We start from the raw sequence: 25,853 nt of genomic DNA, 5'->3' as shown, positions 1-25,853 counted from the left end.
TTTTGGTTACAAAGCATTTAATTAATATATTTTAAAAAAAAGACCCCCATGAAACACCTACTCCTACTAGTTACCATTACATTCGCACTGAGTTGTTGTAGCAAAGACGACAACGACCCCAAAGAACCCCTTCCACCCGCCACACAAACAGGCGCAGGCACCTTTGCTTGCAAAGTAAACGGACAAAACTTTATCGATACCAGCGGCGGCTACTTTAATTGCTTTTACCAATTGATAGACGGAGCCTATTATTTTGGAGTACAAGGTAGTGATGAAGTTGGAATGATAACCTCATTAAACATAGGCACAACAAATAAAACAATTACAGAGGGAGAGATTCTAAATCTTGTAGAAAATATAGATGGTAATGCTTGGGCTGGATGCAGATTTTTGTTAAATATAAATTCGTCTGAATTTTCAAATACAACTCAACTATATACAGGCGAACTTACGATTACCAGATTCGATCTTACCAACAAGATTGTATCGGGTACTTTTTGGTTTGATATCAAACACCCTACCACTGGAGCAACGATTGAAATACGAGAAGGCCGCTTCGATACCTTGTTTACCCAATAAAAAAAGAAAGGTCACCGCCTTAAGTCTTAGAAACCTTAAAAAGTAACCTTTTCGTTACAAAGCAATTATAGTATAAAAGCATTTAATTCGTATATTCATATCATTTATTAGCAAAAAAAGACCCCTATGAAACACCTACTCCTACTAGTTACCATTACATTCGTACTGAGTTGTTGTAGCAAAGACGACAACGACCCCAAAGAACCCCTTCCACCAGCCACACAAACAGGCGCAGGCACCTTTGCTTGCAAAATAAACGGACAAAATTTTATCGATACCAGCAGCGGCTACTTTAATTGCTATTATCAATTCATAGACGGAGCCTATTATTTTGGGATTAGTGGAATAGATAATAATATGTTACCTGGAAATGTTTTTTTTGGTACAACAAAAAAGACAGTATCAGAAGGAGAGGTTCTGAAATTACTTGAAATTTCTGATGGGAATGCTTCAGGAGGGGGGGATTTTCTATTTCTTCAACAAATTATCAAGTATCGCATACCTCAGCAAATTATACTGGTGAGCTTACCATTACCAGGTTCGATCTTACCAACAAGATTGTATCGGGTACTTTTTGGTTTGATATCAAACACCCTACCACTGGAGCAACTGTTGAAATACGTGAAGGGCGCTTCGATACCTTGTTTACCCAATAAAAAAAGAAAGGTCACCGCCTTAAGTCTTAGAAACCTTAAAAAGTAACCTTTTCGTTACAAAGCAATTATAGTATAAAAGCATTTAATTCGTATATTCATATCATTTATTAGCAAAAAAAGCCCCCTATGAAACACCTACTCCTACTAGTTACCATTACATTCGTACTGAGTTGTTGTAGCAAAGACGACAACGACCCCAAAGAACCCCTGTCCCCCGCCGCACAAACAGGCGCAGGCACCTTTGCTTGCAAAGTAAACGGACAAAATTTTATCGATACCAGCGGCGGCTACTTTAATTGCTATTACCAATTGATAGACGGAGCCTATTATTTTGGGATACAAGGTTTGGATTCTGTTATCGATTTAACTTCAATAACTTTTGGAACAGAAAAAAAAGAAATCAATGAGGGAAATACGTACATCCTTTTTGAAATTTTAGATGGAAATGTATGGGGAGGTGTTGGATTTTCTAGTGAAAACAATCCTTATAAATTTGTTTCTACCAATTCCCAATATACGGGCGAACTTACCATTACCAAGTTCGATTTTACCAACAAGATTGTATCGGGGACTTTTTGGTTTGATATCAAACATCCTACCACTGGAGAAACGGTTGAAATACGAGAAGGTCGCTTCGATACCTTGTTTACCCAATAAAAAAAAGAAAGGTCACCTTAAGCCTTAAAAACCCTAAAAATTAACCTTTTGGTTACAAAGCATTTAATTCATATCTTTAACAAAAAAAGACCCCCATGAAACACCTATTCCTACTAGTTACCATTACATTCGCACTGAGTTGTTGTAGCAAAGACGACAACGACCCCAAAGAACCCCTTCCACCAGCCACACAAACAGGCGCAGGTACCTTTGCTTGCAAAGTAAACGGACAAAATTTTATCGATACCAGCGGCGGCTACTTTAATTGCTATTACCAATTGATAGACGGAGCCTATTATTTTGGGATTGGTGGCGATGATGATTTTAACCCTCAAAATATCTATATTCTAACTCAAAAAAGGGAAATATCTCAAAATGAGACTTTAAGTTTTTCAGAAATACTAGATGGAAATGCTTATGCTGGGTGTGGATTTAGCTTTTCGCCAACAGAATCCTATCAATCTTATACGAACTCACAATACACGGGTGAACTTACGATTACCAAATTAGATTTTACCAACAAGATTGTATCGGGTACGTTTTGGTTTGACATCAAACATCCTACCACTGGAGCAACGGTTGAAATACGAGAAGGGCGCTTCGATACCTTGTTTACCCAATAAAATGCATTGCTAGTATACCAGAACACTGTATCTCGCAAACTATAAAAAAATACGACTAACCAAAACTCATCAATAATCCTATGAAAAACCTTTCATTTATCTGCGCATTGCTAGTAAGCTGTATGCTGACTGCACAAACGGTTACCAACAACACTTGGAAAGACCAAATCAACCCCATATTTCAAGGACTCGACAAAAGCAAGGTGCCTCATGCCATTTTACTAGATTATGCCATGGAATTTACCAACGTTCCTGCTTACAACGGTACCTTAACCGACAGCACCTATATTTCTACCAATGTATTGGGTAGTATTTACAAAACCCTGTTTATGGGAAAAGCAACTACGAGCACACAATATTTTCCTAAGTTAGAAACCGTTGCCAGTACTTGGAGTACCGCTCGCCAAAACTACAACCAAACCGACAAAAGCACCCTAGTACTGGCAGGCTTGTATTACCAGTACGCTACGTTAAACCCCAATGCACTAAATACCAATAAAATTACGGTAAGCAACAACAAATACTACGACAAGTATAGTAATGGGGTGTGGCAAAACCCCTACTTAACAAAACAAACCATTGCGTATGCACCCCCTGTAAACACCTATAACAAACGAAGTTTTGGCGTGGTATTACCCCAAAACCTGTGGTTAAGCAACAGTGCTAGCAACATCCAAACCATACAAGTAAACTTTAACGATGGCGCAGGCTATAAAACCCTAACGCTTGGTCAAAAAATATACGCCAATTATACCCAAAACGGCACCTACGATTGGGTGTTTAAAACCACACTCACCAACGGGGCTGTTTTATACACGAGAACGAAAATAAAAATTGAGGCACCCGAAACCGACAGCAATGGACTCAACAAAATGACCAACCACGAAAACAACGTTGTTATTTCAGGTCCTAATTCCTCATTTCCATCTTGGGCAAACGGTGCAGTATTACGAATAGACTATGCTCCTGCACACAACGGACAACTGACAAACCCGTTCATTGTAGCCGAAGGCTTTGATGCCGGAAGTATTTTAACCCCAGAAGTTGAAGGTGGGGATAAAACATTAAACGATTTCCTAAATGCAAACAATAGTTTACCAAGATCTGATAATTTAAGAAACCTACTGCTTTTTGACTCTACCCAAGAATACGATATTGTGTATATCGACTGGCAAAACGGTACCAACAGCATTCAGCACAACAGTGAGGTACTAAAAAACGTACTGGCTTGGGTAAACAGCAACAAGGTAGGCAGTGAGCCCAATGTGTTGCTAGGGCAAAGTATGGGTGGTGTTATTGGGCGCTATACGCTTGCTAAGATGGAAGCAGACGGCATAGCCCACAATGTACGCTTGTTTGTTGCACACGATGCGCCTTTGCAAGGGGCAAATACCCCGTTGAGTTTTCAATATTTTTCTCGCCATGCCTACGACCAGTATACTTCGGCACCTGTATTATACGGGTTGGTTGAGGTGGTAATTCCTACTGTTTTAAACCTCGTAGAACTTATGAGTTTAGGCAATCTAGACGTTGCCTTTCCATCGGTAGAAGACTATTTAACCATTCAAGATACACCTGCTGCCATGCAAATGAACTACCATTATGTAGATTATAATAGCAATCCTACCATGGCTATTCACAATGCTTGGCAACAAGAATTTGAAAGTGTGGGCTACCCAACACAATCTCGAAATATTGCCATTAGCAATGGTAACGAGTGTGCTGTAGACCATGGTTTTGCTCCAAGAGCAAAGTTTATCAATCTACACGATACCCACAATCCAGGTTTTTGGGGCGATTTGGTTCATCTACTAGCCACTCCGTTAGCAGGGGCTTTAACTGGAGATATAGAATTAACCTTTTTAGGCTTACTTCCTGGCTCTAGCAAGTATTTTTTTGATTTTGATTTGTATGCAAATCCAGATGTAAACGCTTCGAACAGGCAAGTATACAACGGAAAAATGCGATATGAGAAAAAATTGCTCTGGCTTATTCCTATTTCACATACCATTACAAAACGCTCAAAAGATGCCCCTAGTGGTTATTTACCTTTTGATACCTATTCTGGAGGTTTTTTTGATTTTGTGGATACTATTTCATTCGACTTTGAGCAATACTTACCAAGCGGTACAATAGTTAATTCAAGATATGGTTTTATTCCTGTAGTGAGTGCATTAGACATTAAACGCAATAATGGCGATGTAGATCCTACAGACTATCATAAAAATTACTCGGGTGGTAGTACCCCTGAACCCGCATTAACCACTGGATTTGACAATTTTATTGTCGATTTCATGCCCGATACTCCAAATAATAATGCACACATTTCATTTCAACCTAGAAACGGTAATTGGTTGGCAAACGAACTAAATGAGGCTGCTGGTCTAATAGAAAATTGTGCCGAATTCTGTGGAAATACGCTCATAACTGGAAATAATAACCTATGTGGTTCGGGAACATACAGCCTTGGTACTACCACCACTCCTTTTTGGCATATAAGTGGAGGAAATAGCCTTGTTACTTTATCGCTAAATGGAACATCGGTAACCTTAACGCAAACAAATACCAGTGCCAGCGGACTCGTTACATTAAATGCTAATATCAGCAAAACAGGTTGTGGTGAACGAACAGTAAGCAAAGAAATATGGGTAGGTAAGCCAAATATCACCACAACGCTAGAACCCAATGTAAACTATGTAACCGTATACTTGGTTGGCGCAAACGGCACCAATATTAACGAACAAGGTATAACCACTACAACTTGGGAAAAAGTTTCGGGGAGCGGTGGATGCTACGCTAGTTTTAGCGGTAGTGGTTTTCAAGGATTGGCACATGGAAACTGTACTAGTTGGAATGTATACGCAAAAATAACAGCTACCAACGCTTGCGGTACCACAACAATTTATAGAAACATTACCCCTCCTGAACCAGGTTGTGAAGACAACTTTCGATTTGCTCAAAACCCTATGAAATCTGGAAATAGCGTGAATAGAATAATTATTGACCCCTGTGATGGAACTTATAGAACAAGCAATACCAACAAGGCTAGAAATTATCAAATTGACATTCACAATAGTTATGGCGAAAAGATATACTCTAAAACGCAAACAGCAACTGAATTTGATATAAGTAGCCTGAAAAGTGGCTTTTATATCGTTAGATTTCAAACAACTTCAATGAAAGTAGTATCAAAAAAATTAATTATTGAATAATAATAGTGTATGATTGTATACCCTAAGTTTAAATATTGAGAATAAATTAAGCCCTTTCAATTGTAATTGAGCTAAGTATGGGTTGCTATTTAATAAACTACCCCGGAGGCTTGCCTCGGGGAATTAAATCCATGGCTATCGCCCTAGGACTAAAATACTAAAAACCGAACTCAGGTTAAAAGTAAACCATATACAATACTTTTCCTTTATTCTACAAAACCAATAAAGAATCTTTCTATATCCATAGTTTTTTTCATACCTTTAGAGTGCTATGAAAAAATTGTTAGAATACCCGCCTTTTCACTTTTTGTTATGTAGTATTGTCGGAATACTCCTTCAATTTTATACGCAGCTTTGGAATTGTACACCTCTTTACTTAGCATATACTTTGGCAGGTTTGCTAGCTGTTTTGTACTTTTTAAAAAGATTCCAAAAAAGAGAAGTGTTTAGTTTGGGTAGCTGGTTGCTTTTTGTGCTTCTTGGAATTGGTACTACCTATATTCACAACCCGAAAAACCATGCTGCTTTTTACGAACATCAGCTTACTGAACATTCAACATCGATACTTACCATCGAAAAAGTACTAAAAACAGGAAATTACCACCTGAAATACGTTGCCAAGGTTTCGCAGGTTGACTCTTTTAAAACCAACGGATATGTGTTGCTAAACCTTCAAAAAGATAGTGTGTTGAGCCCTTTAAAAGTTGGCAATCGTATTTTTATCAAAACTCCTTTTAAAGAAGTGCCTCCGCCTTTAAATCCGCATCAATTTAATTATAAAAAGTATTTAGCAAAACAATACATCTATCATCAAGTATTTTTAAATAAGCAACAATATAGAGAGCTTGAGAACGCAGCGTCTTCTTTCATCGGCTTATCTGCCCGTATTCGAGAAAAAGTTCAAAACTCTTTAGAAAGATATTCTTTTTCTGCCAATGAATTTGCGGTCATCAATGCTTTATTGCTTGGGCAACGTCAAGAAATCTCTAAAGAATTATTACAAAACTACACCAATGCGGGTGCTATTCATATTCTGGCAATTTCAGGACTGCACATTGGTATTTTACTACTCCTACTCTCCTATGTATTGAAACCTTTAGAAAAGCTTCCGTACGGAATACTTATAAAAACGAGTTGCATCGTAGTGTTACTTTGGTCGTTTGCTTTTATTGCCAGCTTGTCAGCGTCTGTAGTTCGTGCTGTTACCATGTTTACTTTTGTCGCAATTGGTCAGTCTTTCAAGCGGAAAAAAGTGATTGAGTATTCTCTCATTAGTTCTATGTTCTTCCTGCTGTTACTAAAACCTATGTTTGTATTCGATGTAGGGTTTCAACTGAGCTATTTGGCTGTTTTTGGAATTGTTTGGGTACAGCCCTTACTTTATCAACTCTGGAAACCTAAGCGTTGGTTAGCAGATAAAGTTTGGAGTTTATTTTGCGTTTCAGTAGCCGCACAAGTAGGTGTTTTACCGTTAAGTTTGTATTATTTTCATCAGTTTCCAGGGTTATTTATGCTCTCTAACCTGATGATTGTTCCTTTTTTAGGAATCATTTTATTCTTTGGAATTCTTGTTATACTACTGGCTCTATTGAACATACTTCCTGAATGTATCGCCGATGGTTATGGATGGGTTATTTCTATGATGAATTATTTTGTCGATTGGGTTTCTAAGCAAGAAACTTTTTTATTGAAAGAAATTCCGTTGTCTTTTTTAACCATGTTCGCTTGGTATTTGTTTATTATTTCCTTATATCGAGTTTGGATTCGAAAAACCACTAGAAATAGCATTCTTTTGCTAACTTCCATTATAGTGCTGCAAGGAGTTTATGTTTATGAAAAGTATCAAACTAGCCGTAAAAACGAGTTTATTGTTTTTCATAAAAGCCGAAATTCTATTTTTGGAAAAAGGAACGGTAAAGAAGTAACTATTCATAGTTCTTTAAACGATTCTATCCTTCGTCAAGAAAAACTATTGCAGTCTTACAGAATTGGCGAGCAAGTTTTTTCTAAACATATTGATTCGGTGTTTGGCATTACTTCCTACAAAAACAAGCAAATTTTAATTGTAGATAGTTTGGGAATATACCAAATAAACGGACTTCATAATCCTGTAGTAATTCTTACGAACAGTCCGAAAATTAATTTAAGCAGGCTTATTAGCACACTCAAACCACAACAGATTATTGCAGATGGCAGTAATTATACATCGTACATTCATCGGTGGAAAGCAACCTGTTACCAACAAAAAACACCCTTTTGGCATACGGGTCAAAAGGGTGATTATATTTTTAAAGAATAAGATTTATACCTTTTATGATTTGAAATTACTAGTATCATACGATTTATGGTTTATCATTTCGCATTTAGGTCTATTGTCTACCATTAACATCTTTTCTTAAAGACTTAGATTTCACATGGAATAATCTTTTTTCTAAGCTATTTTTCTTTTTCCATTGATGAAAAAGAAACAAAAAATCTAGTCTTGACCAGCCTGCACTCAAAAATAATCATCCTCGAACCTAAATTAAAATAACTCGCTAGCGCTCAAACAGATTTTAATTGTAACGGCTCTTGCGGTGTTATTTTTGGCTTGTCTGATTATGACGGGGTGCTTTTAATGGATTCGTTAATCAAAGTAATTTACCTTTCAAAAATAATTCCATAGCTGTCATTACACTTGCTTGACAATTGTTTTGTCTGTTGTCTCTAACTGACAGTATGAGAAAAAATTATTCGTTAATCGGTTTACATGGCACTTTTAAAGTTTTGTTCAAACTCTTTCCATGGTGTTTTCTTGTAGTGTTTTTCGTTAAAATAGGCTATTATTTTTTCAAACTTTTTCGCGTCTACATATCCTGGCACGTTTTGTAATAGCTGTATTTTTTCATTCAGAAAAATAGTGGTGGGGTAGCTCATTTTTCCTTTCATAATCGATGCTGCTAGCTCATGATACCCTCTTCTTCCGTTTTCTTTGTAGGTAAATGTTTTTCCTTTAAAGGTAATATCTTCTTTTTCTTCACCGTTTAATTTTACGGGATAGTAGTGTGTATTTACATAGTCGACAATGACTTTATTGCTATAAGTGGTTTTATCCATTCGTTTACACCAACCACACCAATCAGTATATATATCAACCAAAATAGGTTTCGGATTTTTTTCGTTTAATTCGATTGCCTCTTCAAAAGACAGCCACTGTATTTTATTTTGTTGTGCCTCTATTCCGAATGAAATAAAGCTTAAAATTGCTAGTATTATTATTTTTTTCATACTTCTTTAGTGTCAATAAGTGTTCCAAATTTACAAAAAAACCCATCAAGTTTTTATACTCGATAGGTTTTTTATATAATTTAACGTTTGTAAACCACTATTTTACACCGTGCATTAGTCTTTTAAGTAAAGGATGAAGTGCAAAAGATAGAAGTCCGAGTGCTATTGGAACTATCGTAAATATTAAGAAGAAAAATGACAGTCCGCTTTCTTCTGTAATTTTTTCAATATCACCTCCTATGTAGTGTGCTAACTTGTTTCCTATTGCAATGGCTAAATAATATACTCCAAACATGAATGCTACCATTCTCGCTGGTACTAACTTGCTCAAATATGAGAGTCCCATCGGAGATAAACACAATTCTCCTAATGTATGGAACAAATAAGCTAATACTAACCAAAACATACTTAACTTGGCTGTCTTAGCTCCTAAAGGAATGTCTTTTGTTGCAAATGCGAGTAGCCCAAAACCTATCGCCATAATTATTAAACCTAAACCGTACTTTACGGATGCTGGCGGGTTGTACTTACTATCCCATAGCTTCGTAAATAGCGGTGCAAATGCAATGATAAATAAGGAGTTTAAAATAGCAAACCATGTAATTGGAACTTCTGCTTTAGGGTCGCTAAATTCTACATATAATTTGTATATGATAATTGCCCAAACAATTAAAAAGCTTACCCCTAAAACGATGTTAGATAAACCTATTTTATTAAATGTTTTCTTAAAAAGGCTTATTAACACATACGTTATAATTCCCATAGGAACAACTGTTACTAATAGGTCAATTATTTTAAAAACACTTCCTGCTGTTCCTTCCAATACCCTATCGGTAAAATCTCTTGTATAAATTGGTAAAGAACCCGCAGCTTGTTCGAAGGCTGCCCAGAAGAAAATGGTGAATAGACAGAAAATTGTAAAAGCAATCATTCTATCGCGCTCTATTGGTGTGTATCTTGGTATTCTAACAATTAATAATACAATAAAGCTAATTGCCGCTAACAGTGCAAAGAATAAGGAGTCTGTCATTCCTGCAACCGTAAAGTTTAACGATTGTATATTACCTATTTTACTTAATGGGTCGTTAATAATAAATATCAATGCAGAAACAATAAAAACACCTATTAGGGTATAATCAAGTGTAGAAAACCTATTGAGTTTCGTACTTTCCTTATTATCTGAGTTCTCTGCTAAGGTGTCAATCATTCCTTTATTTTCGTTCTTTGGCTTATCGCCTAAGTTTCCAAAAATAGGTTGCGCTAAATAAAATTGAATCATTCCTAAAAACATAAAGATACCAGCCAAGCCAAAACCATAACTCCATCCTATTTTCTCACCTACCCATCCGCAAAGCATAATTCCTATAAAAGCACCCGCATTTACTCCCATATAAAAAATGTTGTAAGCGCCATCTTTTTTATCATCTTTACCTGCATACATCTTTGAGATAATTGAAGTCATATTAGGCTTAAAAAAACCATTTCCTACAATTAACAAGGCAATTCCTATATAAAGAAAAGTAGGAGTTTCGATCGCCATTGATGCATGACCTAGTGTCATTAGTAATGCTCCGATAACCACTGCCATTCGATACCCAATTTTATTGTCGGCTAACCAACCACCAACAATAGGTGTTAAATACACAAAAAGAGCATAGGTTCCTAATAAAGATAGAGCAGCTGATGTGTCCCATCCCCAACCGGGATTGCTTCCAGTTATGGCCCCTGTTAAAAATATTACTAAAATAGCTCGCATTCCGTAGTACGAAAAGCGTTCCCACATTTCTGTAAAAAACAATACGAACAATCCTGCCGGATGTCCTAAAACTTTGTCTTTAAATAGATTCTCAATATCTGTATTCATTTTTTTTGATATATAGTTTATACTGTAAACCTTGGTAGTTTGTGTTACTACCAAGGTTTATTTTTTAATTATTTTCTACTAATTCGTCTTTTAAGTCTCTTTCATTATCTTCTGCTCCATGTGTTAATGCCTCTAATTTTTTTCTAAACAATAACATTAACAGTCCAAAGGAAACACAAAAAACTGCTATTCCTGTAAAAATCGTATACTCACCTAAGCTTTCAGATGCTTCTCCTAGAAGTCCTGCAACTTTATTACCAACTCCAGTCATAGCAAAATACACTCCCATCATTAAAGAGGCGTATTTTACAGGTGCTAATTTGGTTATGTAAGATAATGCTACTGGTGAAATACATAATTCTCCGATGGTATGGAATAGGTATGCTAATACTAACCAATACATAGCAGAGGTACCTTCACTTTGATATTGGGCAGATGCTGCCGTCATAAAAAAGAAACCTGTTCCCATGATTATTAATCCCATAATCATTTTAAACAAACCTGTTGACAGTTTTCCTTTTAACTTTCTTTTAGCCCAATATGCTGCTACAGAAGTTCCTAAAACAATGATAAAAAATGCGTTTAATGATTGAAACCACGATGCAGGAATTTCAAAACCTCCTAACATTCTACCTGTTTTTTCAGAAGCATAGATATTCATTAATCCTCCTGCTTGTTCAAAAGCTCCCCAGAAGATAATTACTAACAAAAATGAGATTAAAAGAACCACTACTCTATCTTTCTCTATTTTTGTTAATGGCTTATTCATTAACTCTTTATCTTCTTTGTTTTCTGAGGTACCTAAATAATCTCCTACACCTTGCAAATGTTTTTGACCTAACACATATTGAAGTAAGCCTAAAGCCATTCCAATTCCTGCTAACCCAAATCCGTAGTGCCAACCATAAGTTTCTCCGACATACCCCACTATTAAGGCAGACAAAAATGCTCCCACATTAATACCGATATAAAAAATTGTAAACCCTTTATCTCTACGAATATCTCCTTGCCTGTATAAACCTCCTACCATTGTTGAGATATTCGGCTTGAGCATTCCTACACCAGCGATAATTAAACCTAATCCTGTATAGAAAGCCCACATTTGTTCTATTGCTAAAATACTATGCCCTGCTACTAACAAAATACCTCCGTACAAAACAGATTTCTTTTGTCCTAAAAACTTATCGGCAATCCAACCTCCTGGTATAGACATTAGGTATACTAGCATTGTATACGTACCATATAAAGACAATGCATCTCCATTAGACCAACCCAAACCTGCATTCTCTTCGGTAGTTTTTGCCACAAGGTACAGTACCAAAATTGCTCTCATACCATAGTATGAGAAACGCTCCCACATTTCTGTAAAAAACAGTACATATAGTCCTGCTGGATGTCCAAATAATTCTTTTCGTTTTATTGGTGTTGAATTTGCCATATTTTATAAGTTATTTTTAATAAAGTTTGTCATTTTAGTGTATAGATGTAAGCGCGTATTTCCGCCATAAATACCATGGTTTTTGTCTGGATACATTCCCCATTCAAATTGTTTGTTGGCTTGTATTAGTGCTTCTGCCATTCGATACGCATTTTGCACATGCACATTATCATCGCCTGTACCGTGAATTAACAGGTATTTTCCTTGTAATAATTCAGGGTAATTCAAAGGTGAGTTATCATCGTATCCTGATGGGTTTTCTTCTGGGGTACGCATGTAACGTTCTGTATAAATTGTATCATAAAAACGCCACGTAGTAACGGGTGCTACTGCAATGGCTGCTGCAAATACATCGTTTCCTTTTAACAAACAATTGGTACTCATGTGACCTCCAAAAGACCATCCCCAAATACCAATTCTATTCGCATCTACATAAGGCAATTTTGCTAATTCTTTAGCTACTGCGATTTGGTCTTCCGTTTCATACTTTACCAAGTTCATGTACGTTACTTTCTTAAAATCACGACCTTTATAGCCTGTTCCTCTACCATCAACACAAACAATCATATAACCATTTTGTGCTAATAGTTGATGCCAATAATCATTGGCACTATTCCAGCTATTCTTTACATTTTGAGAACCGGGTCCTGAATATTGATACATTAAAACTGGGTACTTTTTATTGGCATCAAAATTTGCTGGCTTAATAGTGTACATATTTAAGTCGTTTCCGTTTATGTTAATGGTAGAAAACTCCTTTTTACTTAAGTTATAACCTGCAATAGTTTCTTTTAAGGCAGCGTTGTCTTTTATCGTTTTTAACACCTGTCCTTCACCATTTCTCAACGTATATACTGGCGGTGTATTCACATCGGAAAAGGTATTGATAAAATAGTGTTTATTTTCGCTAAATGCTGCACTGTTAGTTCCAGTAGCATTGCTTATTAATTTTTTATTACTTCCATCTAAAGAAATGCTATACACCCCTCTGTTAATAGAACCGTTTTCAACAGATTGATAATAAATCGTTTTCGTTGCTGTATTAAATCCATAATACGAAGTTACTTCCCAATTTCCTTTGGTTACTTGATTTCGCAATTTTCCATTTTTATCATAGTGATAAATATGATTAAATCCGTCTTTTTCACTCGTCCAAATAAAACTATTATCGTCTAAAAAAGTTAAATCATCGGTAATATCTACGTAGGCTTTATCCGTTTCATTTAATACCAAATTGCTTTTAAACGTACTGGCATTTACAAAGTACATTTTTAAATCGTTCTGATGACGGTTTAAGGTACGAACAGCTAATAGATCGGCATCGTTTGTCCAATTAATTCTTGGAATATATTCGTAATCTCCCACTCTAATCTCAGCGGTCTTTCCTGTTGTTAACGAAAAGATATGTAACGAAACTTTGGCATTTGCTTCTCCTGCTTTTGGATATTTGAACACATGCTGCATTGGATATTTCTGTTTTCCGTATACATCCATTGAAAAGGTTTTAACCTCGCTTTCATCAAAACGTAAGTAGGCTAAATTACTACCATCTTTACTCCAGTCAAAGGCTCTTACAAAACCAAACTCTTCTTCGTATACCCAATCGGTAATACCATTAATTATTTCATTCTTTTTTCCGTTACTCGTTATTTGAATAACTGTATTATCAGAAAAATCTTTTATAAATAAATTATTTGACTTTGCATACGCTACCTTCTTACTATCTGGCGAAAAAGTAGGCTCTTGAATATCTTCTCCTATTAAATCTAACGATTTTGTTGCAATGTCGTACACGTAAAATGTACCTAAATACGAACGACGGAAGATTTGTTTGAAATTAGTTCCTAAAATTAATTTCGTTTCATCTTTGTTAAAGCTATATGATTGAAAGTATTCTAATCTTGGTAAATCGCTACTATTAACTATCGTAGCTACTTTTTCTAAAGTTTCATAACTGTATTTATCTACAGTAGAGCTTCCATTTTCATTATTTAAGAGTGAGTAAAAATCTCCATTCATAGAGTTTAGAGAGTTCATGTAATCGGCTCTAAATGTGCCATTTCTCCATATATCCTCTAAAGAAATATCCTTTTTTTGTGCTTGTACTAGCGAAGATATTCCTATAAACAATACTAATAGTTTCTTCATTTTAAGTTGCTGTTTATCTAAAAAGTTTGCCAAGTTTACGGAAAAATAGCCAAAAATCCTTTCAAAAATATCATAAAAACTAAATAAGATAACCATTTTAACAGGATTGATGTATCTTTGAACCTCTAAAAATGAATTGAGAATGTCTAAAAAAATCTCTGGTTTTTCTAAACTTACCAAAGAAGAAAAAATAGACTGGTTGGCCAAAACATATTTTAACAATCAATCAGAAATTATTCAAACGCTTAAGCAATACTGGAATGTTGATGACAAACTACAACAGTTGCACGATGATTTTATAGAAAACACCATTTCTAATTTTTACATGCCTTATGGTATTGCCCCTAATTTTGTAATTAATGGACGTAGTTATGTAATACCCATGGTGGTTGAAGAAAGTTCGGTTGTTGCCGCTGCTGCTAAAGTAGCCAAGTACTGGAGCACTCGTGGTGGATTTAAAACCGAAGTGATTTCTACCACTAAAATTGGTCAGGTGCATTTTATGTATGCAGGCGATAAAAAGGAATTAGAGAACTACTTTCACCTACAAAAAACCGAGTTATATGCTGCCACGGCATCTATTACTAAAAATATGGAAAAACGGGGTGGTGGAATTTTAGATATTCAACTAGTTGATAAAACGGATAAATTGGCAAACTACTATCAATTACATGTTACTTTTGAAACTAAAGATAGTATGGGTGCCAACTTCATCAACTCTTGTTTAGAAGCCATTGCAAAGGCTTTTAGAAAAGAAGATATTGAAATTGTAATGAGCATTCTTTCTAATTATGTCCCTGAGTGTTTGGTAAGAGCCGAAGTAAGCTGTACAATAGAAGAACTCGGTGGAGAAAATCCAGAAAAATTTGCTCAAAAATTCAAACAAGCGGTTCAAATAGCCGAAATAGAACCGTATCGTGCCGTTACACACAACAAAGGAATTATGAACGGAATCGATGCCGTCGTACTCGCTACAGGTAACGATTTTAGAGCCATTGAAGCGGGGGCACATGCCTATGCTGCAAAAGACGGACAATACAAAAGCTTAACCCATTGCGAAGTAAAAGACGGGATTTTTCGATTTTGGATTGAAATTCCCCTAGCTCTCGGAACCGTAGGCGGATTAACAGCATTACACCCCATGGCAAAACTATCGTTAGACATGATGCAAAAACCTGGTGCACGCACCCTCATGCAAATTATTGCCGCTGCTGGATTGGCTCAAAATTTTGCCGCTTTACGTGCTCTGACCACCAAAGGAATTCAACATGGACACATGAAAATGCACCTGATGAATATTTTAAATCAGCACAAAGCAACCCATGAAGAAAAAGAAGCCGCAATTGCTTATTTTGATAACAGAACTGCTTCACATAGCGCTGTGGTTGAAAAACTAAACGAGCTTCGTAAACCTAAAGTACAATGGGTCAATTTTTTAAATGAAGAAGAAGTACGCAATACACTTACAAGGTTAAAAGCGGATGCAAAACCGTTGTTTGGAAAGATGAACGGGCAACAAATGGTTGAACATTTAAGTGCAGTGACTCAAATTGCAAATGGCAACTGGAAGGTTGACATCTATGTTTCTGATGAGAAGTCAGCTAGAAGAAAACCGTTTTTACATACTGATAACGAATTGCAAGTCGGATTTAAAGCTCCGTTTTTATCGGAAGCACCAACTCCGTTAAAATTTAGTTCGATGGAAGAGGCTATTGAGGATTTAATCGAACAAGTGCAGCTCTTTGAAAAAGTGTTTACTGAAAATCCTGAGAAAACAGTCGTACATCCGTTTTTTGGAGCATTAAATTATGAGTACTGGAAGAAATTCCAAGTAAAGCATTTCACCCACCATTTTAAACAATTTGGATTGTGACTTCGACTACGCTCAGCCACCGATCATTTAAAAACCGTTGACTCTGACTACGCTTAGTAACCACCTATTAATATTAGAATTATAAAATGCCTAAAGGTTTTGTTTACATACTAGAATGTTCAGACGGAAGTTTTTATACAGGTAGTACTATTAATCTAGAGAAGAGACTTGCCGAACACCAAAATGGCAAAGGTGCTCGTCATACTCAAAAGAGATTACCTATTACCTTAGTTTATGTTGAAGAATTTCAACAAATACCTCAAGCATTTTATAGAGAAAAACAAATCCAAGGTTGGTCAAGAGCCAAAAAGATCGCTTTAATTGATAAAAATTATAAAATATTACCTGAACTTTCTGAATGCAAAAACGAAAGTCATTATAAAATTCAAAAAAGAAATGGTTTAGTTTAACTATGGAAAAAGACACGAACCCATGGGTAGCTGAGCGTAGTCGAAGTTACAGTAACGGAAAATTATTACTCACAGGAGAATATGCGGTGTTAGATGGTGCTACAGCACTTGCAGTTCCTACGAAGTTCGGACAAGATTTAGTGGTCGAACCTATCAAAGAACCACAACTTATTTGGGGAAGTTTTACCCATACGAGAGAATGTTGGTTTGAAGCTTCTTTTGATATACCCAAACTACGATTAACCTCAGCAACCTTTACTTCTGATAAAGAAGGAAGTGCAGAGTTCATTGCCGAAACACTTCATACTATTTTATTAGAAGCGAAAAAACTAAATCCCGATTTTTTAAATTCCGAAAACGGTTTTATCGTAAAAACGAATCTAACATTTCCTCAAAATTGGGGATTGGGCAGTTCTTCTACTCTAATTAATAATATTGCTACGTGGGCAAATGTAAATCCGTTTACCTTGCTTTGGAATGCTTTTTCGGGTAGTGGTTACGATATTGCTTGTGCGAAACACAATGCACCAATTTTGTATCGATTGGAGGTGGCTTCGACTACGCTCAGCCACCAATCGACTACGCTCAGCAACCAATCGACTAAGTCAAATTACCAACCAATTGTTAAAGAAGTAGCATTTTCTCCTAGTTTTTCTGAGGAATTGTTTTTTGTGCATTTAAATCAAAAACAAAATAGCCGAGAAGGAATTGCGCACTACAAAAAGCATAGAACGGAAGCTAAAACCTTACTCCCTGAAATTGATAATTTAACGCAAGCGTTTTTAAAAGCTAACAGTTCTAAAGATTTAGAAAAAGTGATGGTAGCGCATGAACAACTCATTGGCTCCATTATAAAACAAGACACGGTAAAAAAACGGTTATTTCCCGATTATTTCGGGGAAGTAAAAAGCTTGGGTGCTTGGGGAGGCGATTTTGTATTGGTAACAGGTACTAATGATACGCCAAGCTATTTTCAAGAGAAAGGATTCAACACTATTCTTCCGTATAAAAAGATGATTTTATAAATTAAGCATGTCACATAGATTGAATTTATTTCAGAATAAAATAACTTTGTATCGAGATGATTTAAAAAATTTATCAGTACAATTTTCTATCTAAAATTACTCGAACTGACCTTAAAAAGATGAAAAAAGTCGTTATTATTGGTGGCGGAGCAGCAGGCTATTTTACTGCAATCAACGCCAAAGAATTCAATCCGAATTTAGATATTACCATTCTTGAAAAAGGAAAAGAAGTATTGCAAAAAGTAAAGATATCGGGCGGAGGTCGTTGCAATGTTACGCATGCTTGTTTTGAACCCAAAGAACTAACAAAATTCTACCCAAGGGGTGAAAAAGAACTATTAGGCCCTTTTCATCAATTTATGACGGGTGATACTTTTGAATGGTTTGAAAACCGCGGAGTTCCTCTAAAAATTGAAGCTGATAATCGCGTATTTCCAGAGGCAAACACTTCGCAAGCGATTATAGATTGTTTTCAAAATGCTGTAGACACCCTTGGTATTAGGGTGCTGAAAAATCATGGCGTAACTGCTATTTATCAACAAGATTCGACATGGGTTATCAACACCAAAAATCAAGATTTTGAAGCTGATGTTGTCGTGGTTGCTGCGGGAAGTAGCAAAAAGGTGTGGGAATTATGCAAAACGTTAAACCACACGATTGTAGAGCCAGTACCTTCTTTATTTACGTTTAATATTAAAGATAAACGCATTCTAGATTTAGGCGGAATTTCTGTGCCAAACGCTGAAGTATCTCTCGTTGGAACGAATCTTGAAAATACAGGTCCGTTATTAATTACGCATTGGGGCTTCAGTGGTCCTGCTGTTTTAAAATTATCGGCTTTTGGTGCTCGTATATTGGCTGACAAAAACTATCAATACAACGTATTGGTAAACTGGCTAGGACAAGATACAAACTCCGTTTTCTCAGCATTGCAAGGGTTAAAAAAATCACAAGCGAAAAAACAAGTCAGTTTAAAATCACCTTTTCAAGATATTCCACGTCGTTTGTGGGAACGATTGGTGGCTGCTTCTGAAATTAAAAACAATCAAAATTGGGCAGATGTTAGTAACAAGCAACTTCAAAACTTAGCCGACCAATTAACCCAAGGGTTGTTCAATGCTAATGGACGTACGACGTTTAAAGAGGAGTTTGTTACCGCTGGTGGGGTAGCTTTAAACGAAATCAATTTTAAACACTTTGAAAGTAAAAAACACTCCAATTTATTTTTTGTGGGTGAAGTATTAAATATTGATGCCGTTACGGGTGGCTTCAACTTTCAAAATGCTTGGACAGGTGGTTATATTTGTGCTACGACCATCGCAGAACGGTAATTAACGTAAGTAAATTTCTCCATTGGCATCTGCATAAATCCATTTTCCACCATATTTCACTAAGGCTATATCATTTTTATTAATATGCTTGATATCTTCATATTTAAAAGGAATGATGATTTTTCCAGTGATGTCTATCACCCCATACTTCCCATTCTTTTTTGCAGCAATGTAGTCGCCACCTCCCCAAAGTTTACTAAAATAATCATACACTTCAGGAATTATCTTTTTCCCTTGAGCATTCATTAAACCATACTTGGGTTTCTTCCCTTTTACTCCAGTAGTTGAAAACTGAATCAATCCATACAATCTATTATAGTTGGTAAGGTGGTAGGTTGATTGTACAGGATACGTCACCTTCCCTTTACTATCGATAATTCCATATTTTTTAGGAGTCTTAAAGTTACCATCGTTTAGTTCAAAAACTCCATTTCCATTATAAAAATCGGGCATGGTAATTTTATGGTTTGTATTCGCAAACTTCTTTACTATTTTTCCTGTTTTATCAATCATTTGGTACGAACCATTTTCTTTTACAAAAGCAAGACCGTCGACAAAATTTTTAACATACTCATATTTAAAAGGAATGACTGTTTTTCCCCAAACATCTATGTACCCATATTTTCCATTACTTTTTACCGCTGCTAATCCTTCAGAAAAATAATTGCAATAATCATACTGAACAGGTATTGCCTCTTTTCCTCGTTGATCTATAAAGCCGCATTTATTTTTGATTTTACCCTTCTTTTTAACTACTGCTCTATCACCTGAAAAATTGTATACTAAATAGTATGGACCTTTTATAAAACTCGGATTATTTTTAGAAACAATATAGTCTCCTTCGTTCTTGGTGTTTATTTTAGCAAAACCTCCTCCGATACTCATTGCCCAATAATAATTTTTGGGAGATTTCATTTTTCTTCCCAATTTATCGATGAGGTATGCCTTATCTTTCACTTCTTTTACTTGTGAAGTTCCGTCTGAAAAAATAGTAGCCGACATATACTTTGGTTCAATCACAAAGTTTCCTTCTAAATCTACAAACCCTGCTTTACCGTTAACGTATACCAAGCCTAAGCCTTCATTAAATCTTGCTACTTTTAAAGCCTTGTTTCTTAGCTTTGCATTTTTAATTGCTTCTTCTTCCTTCTTTTTTTCTTTATTTTCAAAATAGCGTTCTAACTTTATAAAGTAGCTTTCGGTATCTGCTTTTAACTCTGCTGTTACTGAAGAAGCATACACATTCATAAACAACTCTAGTGCTTCGCTTGCAGCTTCAAATTTTCCTAAATTGTATAGGTTTTTTACTTTTAAATTGAGTATTCTTCCATTGGTATCTCCTAATGCTGCTTCTGTTTTTTCGATGTATTTAGACGCTTCTTTAAAATTATTTTGATTAAAGTTTCGTTCGGCTTCAATAAAATATAACTTCGCTTTACTGTTACTATCTATATTAATTTGTGTAAAAACATTTGTTGTTATCAATAAAAAGATAATAAATACACTATTTTTCATTTGTAAGTTTTAATAAGTTACTATGAGAAGGGTTGCTAAATATCCTTTTTTAATATTCCATTCTTTATTTGAAATTGTTTTTCCTTTATCGTCTACAATATAAAACTTGGCAGTGTTGGCTCCTACAGAACCTTCATTCAAGGCTTTAAAATCAATTCGGTTCTGACCACTTTTTAAGTTAATAGTAAAGGTGGTATAGTACCCTTTAAGTGTGATGGTTCGAATTACTTTTCCGTTTAAACTAACACTCACTCTATCGCCATCTACCTTACCATGATCTAAACATTTTACCGTCAGTCTTTTGGTATCGTAACTTTCTATATCGCCAATAAATTGATTTCTTTCGGGTGGTTTTGTTTGACTTTCGAAAATAGCTTCTTCCTTTTGGCTTCCTTTTCCTTTCCAGAAATCGTCTTTAATTTTTTCTTTTTTGGTGTTTTTACCAGACCAAAAATCATCTTTGGTAGTTTTATTTTTCTTAGTAGATTTTCCTGACCAGAAATCATCTTTATCTTTTTTTGCGTTTTTTCCTTTCTTGTTGGTTTTCTTTTGCTTTTCTTTCTTCTCCTCTTTTTCTTCTTTTTCTTCCTGTAACGTTTTTTCTATATCGTTAAAAATTGAATTGATAGCGTTTCCTGAAAGAGAAAGAATTGTTGCTCTGTTTATAAAAGGAGTTTCCAACCACGAAAGTTTTGCCTTTTTGCGTTCAGTTATAGAATATGCATTCCAAACCCTTTGGTTTAGTGAGAAGAAAAAGTTTTGAGTTGTAGTACCGTGCATATTTTTTACTACATTTTCAAAACCACTATACGTAGGAGGTACTGCTGTTAGCTCTACCTGAGTTATAAAATTACTGGTTAACGAATACGGGAACTTGATAAATTTTCTGTTGTTTAAATAGCTATATCGAACTCCTTTGTAGTTTACATAGTTTACTTTAAACCACTTCCAAGAAGCTTGAACTTCTGGTTCTCCTGCTCTAAAAACGAATCTGTAGTTCATTTCTGCCGTAACATTTACATAATTTCCATTAACATAACCCGAAAAGGAAACCATGGTGGTTTTGGTTTGACCACATACGGTATTAAAACATAAAAAAAATAGTACACTGATTAAGACTCTACCCCCCATCTTAAAAAAATATTTTCGATAAAAATAGTAAAATTATGCACATTCAAAATAGTACAACAAAAAAGCCACTAGAATGTAGTGGCTCTCGTTTTTTGCTTTTTGGTTATTTAATCTTCTTCTTCGTAGCAATTAAATAACATTGAGTAACCGTACTCTACGGCTTCTTCATACAGTTCTTTTTGCTCATCATCTTCTACATCATCAACAGCGTCTAAGGTATAGTATTCATCTTCTATCTCAACCACTTTCCAGTGCTCTTGTTTAATATAAAATTTAGCTAACTTCATAGCTCCTTCTATATCTTTGTAATCGATATATAAGCTTACATAAGCTCCTAAAAATTCGTCGTAATGTTCTGAAGATTTTTTTGGTTTTGCTAAGGCATTGATTAAAAACATAGTTCTATTTTTTTGTGTTATGTTACGCTACTTCTCCTCTATGAGGTTTTAATGCATCTCTAACTACTTTCATATACGCTTCATTAACCGTAATATATGCTATCGTATGCATTTCGTTTAAAGATACAAAATTTACTTCATGATACGGTAAATTATCTATTTGAGCAAATTCTTTTAAATGGATACAGTGGTGCTTTGCAGTTTCCAACGCATCTGGACCTTTAAAATCCCAAATTAGTTTAATTTTTCTCATACTACAAAAATACCCATTTCTATCATAGAAATGGGTATTTAGTCTTTAATTAGTTGTACTTCTAAATTAATTTTCTCTTTTCAATAATAAAATAATATCAAATAATCTTCCTAGTAAAAAAATAATCAACCCAAAAGTTGGTGCTAACAAACCTACTTTAAGACCTCCTGCTAAAACTTGAGGAGCTATATCATTAACAATCGCTATGGCTCCTAATGCTTGACTTAACCCAAGAACGAACCCTAAGACTCCAAAAAAAAGTGCAAACAAACTAATACTTTTAAGCAACGCTGCATTTTTCTCTGTGTTATTTTTTAACCCTTTGATAAAAAGTACGATAACCAATAGTAATAGGGCTAATAGTGGCACCATAAACATCCAACCTCCTTCAATAATAAATCTCATAAAAATTAGTTTTTAAATTATACTCGGTAAAAGTAGGTTTGAATTTGATTCAAAAAATTCAATAACGACCAACGACCAACTTTATCCTGATTTTAGCATATTTTAATCTTTTAAATAAAAATTGGTCAAATATCCCTGTAAAACTTTATTTCGTCTATTTTTATCCTACAGAAAAAAAAAACACTTTTTTGCAATATGCGAAAAATAATCATTTCATCTTTATACAAAACACCACTTCATATATTGTATTGGGGACTGGTTTGGCTTTTTTTCTATCTCTTCTTTAGTGTAGGAAGTAGTAATGCCCAGTTTTTATTTTGGTTTACCAGTATTTTATCAATTATTACCATTATAGGTTCTTACGTTTTTACATACAATCTGATTCCTAATTATTTACTTACCAAAAAGTATTGGTCTTTTTTACTCTATACCACGTATGCTATTGTTTTTATCTTATTCGGAGTTTTGGTTACTGTTGTTTTTGGTTTTGTTTTCTTTTTTAATTTAGAATTTCAAAATATGCCCGCTTTAACAAAAAGTTCTTCCGTTATTTTAGTGTGCGTATTTTTAATTATTGCCTTGGCTAGTGGATTCAAAATATTAAGCTCCAATTATAAGTCTATTGAAGAAAAAAGAGCCTTAGAAAATAAGTTTTTACAAACACAGCTGCAATTAAAAGAACAGGAGTTGAAGTTTTTAAAAATGCAAATCCACCCACATTTTTTATTCAATACCTTAAATACGTTGTATGGATTTGCCTTAAAAAAATCAGATCAAGCCCCTGATATGATTTTAAAACTTTCTAATTTATTAGATTACATTTTATATCAGGTAGACAAACCTTTGGTGTTGTTAAAAAGTGAAATTGAACATATAGATGATTATATTTCCTTAGAAAAAATGCGTTTTCAAAAAAATCTAAACGTGCGTTTTCAAAAAGATTTGTATAACGAAACTGTTCAGATTCCTCCTATGCTTTTACTTCCTTTTGTTGAAAATGCGTTTAAACATGGAACTCCAATTAATGGCGTAATGAATATTAGCATTCACCTCAAAACAACCAGCAAGGAATTGCATTTTTATATAGAAAACAACTCCAATAAAACCACCACTAAAAGAAAAGGTATTGGTCTTGAAAACATTCAAAAACGATTAGAAATGCTATACAACAAAAAGTCGAATCTTATCGTAACATCAAAAGAAAATTTATTTATGGTTGATTTAAAAATTCCTTTAAAAAATGACTAAAAAAATTAATTGTGTAATTGTTGATGATGAGCCAGTAGCAAGAGAAATTATTGAGTCATTTATAGCCAAAACTCCTAATTTAACCTTGGTCGCTAGTTGCGAGAACGCTGTGGAAGCTTTGCAGATTTTACAAACGCAAACGATCGATTTGTTTTTTCTCGACATAAACATGCCCGAGATTACTGGGCTGAGTTTGGCTAAAATTATTCATAAAAAGTCGCAAATCATTTTCACTACTGCTTATCGCGATTATGCAGTTGACGGTTTTAACTTACATGTAATAGACTATCTTTTAAAACCTATCGCTTTTGAAAGATTTTTACAAGCTATTCAAAAAGTTACTGAAACGAAGCCTTCTTTTGAAATTTCTTCAAAAAATGAAGTTCCCAAAGATTTTATGTTTGTAAGAGCAGATAGAAAAATGGTTAAAATTAACTTCGAAGATATTTTATATATCGAAAGTTTGGGTGATTATGTTCGGGTATTTACCAGCAATGACACTATTACAACCAGAGAAACGATACGTAATTTTGAAACAACATTACCCAGTAATGATTTTATTAGAGTACATCGTTCGTATATTGTTTCAATTCCTAAAATAACTTCATACACGAACGAGTATGTCGAAATTAACAGAAAAGCTATTTCTATAAGCAGAAGTTATAAAGAAGACGTTTTACAAAAATTAGCACAAGTGTAAGTGAAATTCTATCTTTACACAAAATTTTTACACGTTGAATACATCAGATTTCATATTTCAATCTCAAGAGAAAAAAGTAGCTAACTTAACCGTTACTTGGCAAACACCTAGTAATATTGCTTTGGTAAAATATTGGGGAAAAAGTGAACCGCAAATCCCGAAAAATGCTTCTATAAGTTTTACATTAAACAACTGCCATACCACAACAAAAATCGAGTTTACAAAGGCATTGCCTAAAGATGAAGCTGCATTTGAATTATTTTTCGAAGGAAAAAAGAAAGATGATTTTAAACCTAAAATTGCGAAGTTTTTTAAACGAATTGAAGAATACTGTCCGTATATTTTAGAATACGACATGGTAATTTCTTCTGAAAACTCGTTTCCTCACAGCAGCGGAATTGCCTCTTCTGCAAGTGGAATGAGTGCCATAGCGATGTGTCTCATGAGTTTAGAAAAAGAGTTGAACCCTAGCCTAACGAATGAATACATTAACAAAAAGGCGTCATTTTTAGCCCGCTTAGGTTCGGGAAGCGCTAGTAGAAGTATTGAAGGACCTTTGGTTGTTTGGGGAAGCCACCCTAAAATTGAAGGAAGTTCCGATTTGTTTGGTATACAATTTCCTTATAAAGTCCATCCTGTTTTTGAAAATTATCAAGACACTATTTTACTCGTTGATAAGGGTGAAAAACAAGTTTCGAGTACAGTGGGGCATAATTTAATGCACAACCATCCGTATGCAGAAAATCGTTTTGCTCAGGCTAATGACAACCTGGAAAAACTTTCAAAAATTCTTCAAAACGGAGATATGGAAGCCTTCATTAGTTTGGTTGAAAGTGAAGCTTTAACACTACATGCAATGATGCTAACCAGCAATCCGTATTTTATTTTAATGAAACCCAATACCCTTGAAATTATTAACAAAATATGGGAGTACAGACAAGAAAATAACAGCAATATTTGCTTTACACTCGATGCTGGCGCAAACGTGCATGTTTTGTACCCAAAATCAGAAATCACTGAAATTGAAGCCTTTATAAAAAAAGATTTGGCTGCATACTGCCAAAAAAATCAGTATATTTGTGATAGTGTGGGTTTTGGCGCACAACCTTTATAACCTAAA

22 protein-coding genes are annotated in these 25,853 nt (G+C 34.9%); 13 read left to right on the top strand and 9 right to left on the bottom strand.

What is annotated here, in order from left to right; genetic code table 11:
- Positions 1 to 48 precede the first annotated feature (48 nt).
- The 6 genes from P8625_RS15035 (at position 49) to P8625_RS15010 (ending at position 8,026) form a co-directional block, all read left to right on the top strand.
- Positions 49 to 579 carry a hypothetical protein gene (locus tag P8625_RS15035; protein ID WP_279651252.1) on the top strand — a complete coding sequence of 177 codons (531 nt, stop codon included), beginning with the start codon at positions 49 to 51 and terminating at the stop codon, positions 577 to 579.
- A gap of 126 nt (positions 580 to 705) precedes the next feature.
- On the top strand, positions 706 to 1,281 hold the full coding sequence (locus P8625_RS16470) for a hypothetical protein (protein WP_279651251.1): 576 nt from the start codon (positions 706 to 708) through the stop codon (positions 1,279 to 1,281).
- 80 nt (positions 1,282 to 1,361) lie between these two features.
- Complete coding sequence (locus P8625_RS15025; RefSeq protein ID WP_279651250.1) at positions 1,362 to 1,892, top strand: DUF6252 family protein; 531 nt, start codon at positions 1,362 to 1,364, stop codon at positions 1,890 to 1,892.
- 95 nt (positions 1,893 to 1,987) lie between these two features.
- The gene (locus tag P8625_RS15020) at positions 1,988 to 2,515 is read left to right on the top strand and encodes a DUF6252 family protein (protein ID WP_279651249.1); all 528 of its coding nucleotides are present in this window, start codon (positions 1,988 to 1,990) and stop codon (positions 2,513 to 2,515) included.
- Positions 2,516 to 2,595: 80 nt separating this feature from the next.
- Complete coding sequence (locus P8625_RS15015; protein ID WP_279651248.1) at positions 2,596 to 5,727, top strand: T9SS type A sorting domain-containing protein; 3,132 nt, start codon at positions 2,596 to 2,598, stop codon at positions 5,725 to 5,727.
- A 271-nt stretch (positions 5,728 to 5,998) separates the two neighbouring features.
- On the top strand, positions 5,999 to 8,026 hold the full coding sequence (locus tag P8625_RS15010; protein ID WP_279651247.1) for a ComEC/Rec2 family competence protein: 2,028 nt from the start codon (positions 5,999 to 6,001) through the stop codon (positions 8,024 to 8,026).
- Positions 8,027 to 8,472: 446 nt separating this feature from the next.
- Here P8625_RS15010 and P8625_RS15005 read toward each other — a convergent pair whose 3' ends face one another.
- The 4 genes from P8625_RS15005 to P8625_RS14990 form a co-directional block, all read right to left on the bottom strand.
- Positions 8,473 to 8,994, bottom strand: coding sequence for a thioredoxin family protein (locus tag P8625_RS15005; RefSeq protein ID WP_279651246.1), 522 nt, complete (start codon positions 8,992 to 8,994; stop codon positions 8,473 to 8,475).
- A 97-nt stretch (positions 8,995 to 9,091) separates the two neighbouring features.
- Positions 9,092 to 10,858, bottom strand: coding sequence for a peptide MFS transporter (locus P8625_RS15000; protein WP_279651245.1), 1,767 nt, complete (start codon positions 10,856 to 10,858; stop codon positions 9,092 to 9,094).
- A 64-nt stretch (positions 10,859 to 10,922) separates the two neighbouring features.
- Positions 10,923 to 12,296 (bottom strand): peptide MFS transporter, encoded by a 1,374-nt coding sequence (locus P8625_RS14995; protein WP_279651244.1) that lies wholly within the window; start codon positions 12,294 to 12,296, stop codon positions 10,923 to 10,925.
- 3 nt (positions 12,297 to 12,299) lie between these two features.
- Positions 12,300 to 14,444 carry a S9 family peptidase gene (locus P8625_RS14990; RefSeq protein WP_279651243.1) on the bottom strand — a complete coding sequence of 715 codons (2,145 nt, stop codon included), beginning with the start codon at positions 14,442 to 14,444 and terminating at the stop codon, positions 12,300 to 12,302.
- Positions 14,445 to 14,580: 136 nt separating this feature from the next.
- On the opposite strand from P8625_RS14990, the gene P8625_RS14985 reads away from it, so the two are divergent.
- The 4 genes from P8625_RS14985 to P8625_RS14970 all read left to right on the top strand — a co-directional run bounded on the left by P8625_RS14985 (position 14,581) and on the right by P8625_RS14970 (position 19,083).
- Positions 14,581 to 16,317 carry a hydroxymethylglutaryl-CoA reductase, degradative gene (locus P8625_RS14985; protein ID WP_279651242.1) on the top strand — a complete coding sequence of 579 codons (1,737 nt, stop codon included), beginning with the start codon at positions 14,581 to 14,583 and terminating at the stop codon, positions 16,315 to 16,317.
- An 86-nt stretch (positions 16,318 to 16,403) separates the two neighbouring features.
- Complete coding sequence (locus P8625_RS14980; RefSeq protein WP_279651241.1) at positions 16,404 to 16,727, top strand: GIY-YIG nuclease family protein; 324 nt, start codon at positions 16,404 to 16,406, stop codon at positions 16,725 to 16,727.
- Between the two features lie 2 nt (positions 16,728 to 16,729).
- The gene (locus P8625_RS14975) at positions 16,730 to 17,752 is read left to right on the top strand and encodes a GYDIA family GHMP kinase (RefSeq protein WP_279651240.1); all 1,023 of its coding nucleotides are present in this window, start codon (positions 16,730 to 16,732) and stop codon (positions 17,750 to 17,752) included.
- Between the two features lie 119 nt (positions 17,753 to 17,871).
- Positions 17,872 to 19,083, top strand: coding sequence for a BaiN/RdsA family NAD(P)/FAD-dependent oxidoreductase (locus P8625_RS14970; RefSeq protein ID WP_279651239.1), 1,212 nt, complete (start codon positions 17,872 to 17,874; stop codon positions 19,081 to 19,083).
- On the opposite strand, the gene P8625_RS14965 is transcribed toward P8625_RS14970, so the two are convergent.
- From P8625_RS14965 to P8625_RS14945, 5 genes are all read right to left on the bottom strand, one after another.
- Positions 19,084 to 20,598, bottom strand: a complete 1,515-nt coding sequence (locus tag P8625_RS14965) for a WG repeat-containing protein (protein WP_279651238.1) — start codon at positions 20,596 to 20,598, stop codon at positions 19,084 to 19,086.
- Between the two features lie 9 nt (positions 20,599 to 20,607).
- The gene (locus P8625_RS14960; RefSeq protein ID WP_279651237.1) at positions 20,608 to 21,729 is read right to left on the bottom strand and encodes a hypothetical protein; all 1,122 of its coding nucleotides are present in this window, start codon (positions 21,727 to 21,729) and stop codon (positions 20,608 to 20,610) included.
- Positions 21,730 to 21,836: 107 nt separating this feature from the next.
- Positions 21,837 to 22,127 carry a hypothetical protein gene (locus P8625_RS14955; protein WP_279651236.1) on the bottom strand — a complete coding sequence of 97 codons (291 nt, stop codon included), beginning with the start codon at positions 22,125 to 22,127 and terminating at the stop codon, positions 21,837 to 21,839.
- Positions 22,128 to 22,149: 22 nt separating this feature from the next.
- Positions 22,150 to 22,380 (bottom strand): hypothetical protein, encoded by a 231-nt coding sequence (locus P8625_RS14950; protein ID WP_279651235.1) that lies wholly within the window; start codon positions 22,378 to 22,380, stop codon positions 22,150 to 22,152.
- A 66-nt stretch (positions 22,381 to 22,446) separates the two neighbouring features.
- Positions 22,447 to 22,785, bottom strand: a complete 339-nt coding sequence (locus tag P8625_RS14945; RefSeq protein WP_279651234.1) for a MotA/TolQ/ExbB proton channel family protein — start codon at positions 22,783 to 22,785, stop codon at positions 22,447 to 22,449.
- 195 nt (positions 22,786 to 22,980) lie between these two features.
- Here P8625_RS14945 and P8625_RS14940 point away from each other — a divergent pair, with 195 nt between their 5' ends.
- From P8625_RS14940 to P8625_RS14930, 3 genes are read left to right on the top strand one after another with little or no spacing between them, the layout of a single operon-like run.
- Positions 22,981 to 24,033, top strand: coding sequence for a sensor histidine kinase (locus P8625_RS14940; RefSeq protein ID WP_279651233.1), 1,053 nt, complete (start codon positions 22,981 to 22,983; stop codon positions 24,031 to 24,033).
- Positions 24,026 to 24,733, top strand: coding sequence for a LytR/AlgR family response regulator transcription factor (locus tag P8625_RS14935; RefSeq protein WP_279651232.1), 708 nt, complete (start codon positions 24,026 to 24,028; stop codon positions 24,731 to 24,733). The genes P8625_RS14940 and P8625_RS14935 overlap by 8 nt, the downstream gene beginning before the upstream one ends.
- Positions 24,734 to 24,767: 34 nt before the next feature.
- Positions 24,768 to 25,847: a diphosphomevalonate/mevalonate 3,5-bisphosphate decarboxylase family protein gene (locus tag P8625_RS14930; RefSeq protein WP_279651231.1), complete on the top strand. Its 1,080-nt coding sequence runs from the start codon at positions 24,768 to 24,770 to the stop codon at positions 25,845 to 25,847.
- Positions 25,848 to 25,853 lie beyond the last annotated feature (6 nt).

Origin of the sequence: Tenacibaculum tangerinum (assembly GCF_029853675.1) — a bacterium.
GTDB classification, from domain to species: domain Bacteria; phylum Bacteroidota; class Bacteroidia; order Flavobacteriales; family Flavobacteriaceae; genus Polaribacter; species Polaribacter tangerinum_A.
This window is presented reverse-complemented; position numbering and strand designations above follow the sequence as displayed.

What these genes read in the sequence shown, in the direction of transcription:
- P8625_RS16470 (WP_279651251.1), top strand. Translation starts at nt 706, where the DNA reads ATGAAACACCTACTCCTACTAGTTACCATTACATTCGTACTGAGTTGT.
- P8625_RS14945 (WP_279651234.1), bottom strand. Translation starts at nt 22,785, where the DNA reads ATGAGATTTATTATTGAAGGAGGTTGGATGTTTATGGTGCCACTATTA.
- P8625_RS14950 (WP_279651235.1), bottom strand. Translation starts at nt 22,380, where the DNA reads ATGAGAAAAATTAAACTAATTTGGGATTTTAAAGGTCCAGATGCGTTG.
- P8625_RS14955 (WP_279651236.1), bottom strand. Translation starts at nt 22,127, where the DNA reads ATGTTTTTAATCAATGCCTTAGCAAAACCAAAAAAATCTTCAGAACAT.
- P8625_RS14970 (WP_279651239.1), top strand. Translation starts at nt 17,872, where the DNA reads ATGAAAAAAGTCGTTATTATTGGTGGCGGAGCAGCAGGCTATTTTACT.
- P8625_RS15015 (WP_279651248.1), top strand. Translation starts at nt 2,596, where the DNA reads ATGAAAAACCTTTCATTTATCTGCGCATTGCTAGTAAGCTGTATGCTG.
- P8625_RS14940 (WP_279651233.1), top strand. Translation starts at nt 22,981, where the DNA reads ATGCGAAAAATAATCATTTCATCTTTATACAAAACACCACTTCATATA.
- P8625_RS14995 (WP_279651244.1), bottom strand. Translation starts at nt 12,296, where the DNA reads ATGGCAAATTCAACACCAATAAAACGAAAAGAATTATTTGGACATCCA.
- P8625_RS14975 (WP_279651240.1), top strand. Translation starts at nt 16,730, where the DNA reads ATGGAAAAAGACACGAACCCATGGGTAGCTGAGCGTAGTCGAAGTTAC.
- P8625_RS14980 (WP_279651241.1), top strand. Translation starts at nt 16,404, where the DNA reads ATGCCTAAAGGTTTTGTTTACATACTAGAATGTTCAGACGGAAGTTTT.
- P8625_RS15035 (WP_279651252.1), top strand. Translation starts at nt 49, where the DNA reads ATGAAACACCTACTCCTACTAGTTACCATTACATTCGCACTGAGTTGT.
- P8625_RS14960 (WP_279651237.1), bottom strand. Translation starts at nt 21,729, where the DNA reads ATGGGGGGTAGAGTCTTAATCAGTGTACTATTTTTTTTATGTTTTAAT.
- P8625_RS14965 (WP_279651238.1), bottom strand. Translation starts at nt 20,598, where the DNA reads ATGAAAAATAGTGTATTTATTATCTTTTTATTGATAACAACAAATGTT.
- P8625_RS15005 (WP_279651246.1), bottom strand. Translation starts at nt 8,994, where the DNA reads ATGAAAAAAATAATAATACTAGCAATTTTAAGCTTTATTTCATTCGGA.
- P8625_RS15025 (WP_279651250.1), top strand. Translation starts at nt 1,362, where the DNA reads ATGAAACACCTACTCCTACTAGTTACCATTACATTCGTACTGAGTTGT.
- P8625_RS14990 (WP_279651243.1), bottom strand. Translation starts at nt 14,444, where the DNA reads ATGAAGAAACTATTAGTATTGTTTATAGGAATATCTTCGCTAGTACAA.
- P8625_RS14935 (WP_279651232.1), top strand. Translation starts at nt 24,026, where the DNA reads ATGACTAAAAAAATTAATTGTGTAATTGTTGATGATGAGCCAGTAGCA.
- P8625_RS15010 (WP_279651247.1), top strand. Translation starts at nt 5,999, where the DNA reads ATGAAAAAATTGTTAGAATACCCGCCTTTTCACTTTTTGTTATGTAGT.
- P8625_RS15000 (WP_279651245.1), bottom strand. Translation starts at nt 10,858, where the DNA reads ATGAATACAGATATTGAGAATCTATTTAAAGACAAAGTTTTAGGACAT.
- P8625_RS15020 (WP_279651249.1), top strand. Translation starts at nt 1,988, where the DNA reads ATGAAACACCTATTCCTACTAGTTACCATTACATTCGCACTGAGTTGT.